This is a genomic window from Rhizobium giardinii bv. giardinii H152, from assembly GCF_000379605.1.
Taxonomy (GTDB): Bacteria; Pseudomonadota; Alphaproteobacteria; order Rhizobiales; family Rhizobiaceae; genus Pararhizobium; species Pararhizobium giardinii.
Genome location: NZ_KB902648.1, coordinates 1 through 1,119, shown reverse-complemented (window position 1 = coordinate 1,119; position 1,119 = coordinate 1). Strand labels below are relative to the sequence as shown.

The window sequence follows — 1,119 nt, the reverse complement described above, 5'->3', positions numbered from 1 at the left end:
GGATCGACGGCGATACCGCCCTTTGCACCGCCATAGGGAAGGCCAGCCAACGCGCATTTCCAACTCATCCAGACCGCCAAAGCAGCCACTTCGCCAATCTCTACATCTGGAGCGAAGCGCGTTCCACCTTTCGTCGGTCCCATCGTTAGGTGGTGCTGGACGCGATAGCCTTGAAAAACAGCTGTCGTGCCATCGTCGAGATGGATTGGGCAAGAGATTGTGAGAGACCGTTTCGGGTAAAGCAGACGGTCGCGGTCGCACGCCTTGATCGATAGGTGATCAGCGATTCTGTCGAATTGCGTTCGCGCCATGTCAAAAACGGGTCCAGTATAAATCGTGCTCAATGTATCCTCCGCAGTCGGTTCTGTAATCGAAATTCTATCGCGTGGAGCCGCGAGAAAGAATGCTGTCGGAGAGGGCCGTTCCTAATACTGATCAAAGAGCCTGTGCCTTAATTAAGTGATTCGAAAAATACTATTTATTATAACGATTTAATTGACTAGTGTTGTATCTTTTGACTGGATAGGTGCTCTCGTTTGGCAACGATCCTTTCAGTTGCTGTTTAATATTTTCACCGCTGTGTTCAGGAACCAAAAAAGGCCGTTAGTATAGCTCGCGGCCTTTGATGGAGAGGTACCTGGGAGGATCAGATCACTCTGGGGCAAATTGCTGAGGGCTAAGGTGCAGCGCAGCAGCGCGGCGGTGGCCTTCCAGCTGTTCGGTAGCGCTCTGGCGCACGGCCGCTGGAGCCACCGCAGCAACCCCACGTTCGTCGAGCCACTGGTGAGTAGCAATCTTCACGTACGAGCCGACCCAAAGGCCACCCGTATAACGACCAGCTGCCATCGTTGGCAGGGTGTGGTTCGTACCGCAGCACTTGTCAGAGTACACAACGCTGGCCAGTTCGCCGATAAAGATCGAACCGTAATTGCGGAGCTTCTTTGCGGTCGCCTGAGGATCACGGGTGTGAACCTGAAGATGTTCGGTGGCGATGTAATCGGAGTACGCGATCATCGTCTCTTCGTCTTCAACGACGGTAACTTCGCCGTAGTCCCTCCACGCAACGCTGGCAACCGGAGCGGTCGACAAGGTTTCGAGCTGCTTCTCGACTTCCTTGAT

Annotated in this window: 2 protein-coding genes; both read right to left on the bottom strand. The window is 53.7% G+C overall.

All coding sequences use genetic code 11. The features are described 5' to 3' along the window. A partial coding sequence (locus A3AY_RS37845) for a Glu/Leu/Phe/Val dehydrogenase dimerization domain-containing protein (RefSeq protein ID WP_083925967.1) occupies positions 1-311 on the bottom strand: 311 nt, incomplete at its 3' end. A gap of 340 nt (positions 312-651) precedes the next feature. After that, positions 652-1,119 (bottom strand): histidinol dehydrogenase (locus A3AY_RS0113650; RefSeq protein ID WP_018326225.1); only part of this gene is annotated, 468 nt, incomplete at its 5' end.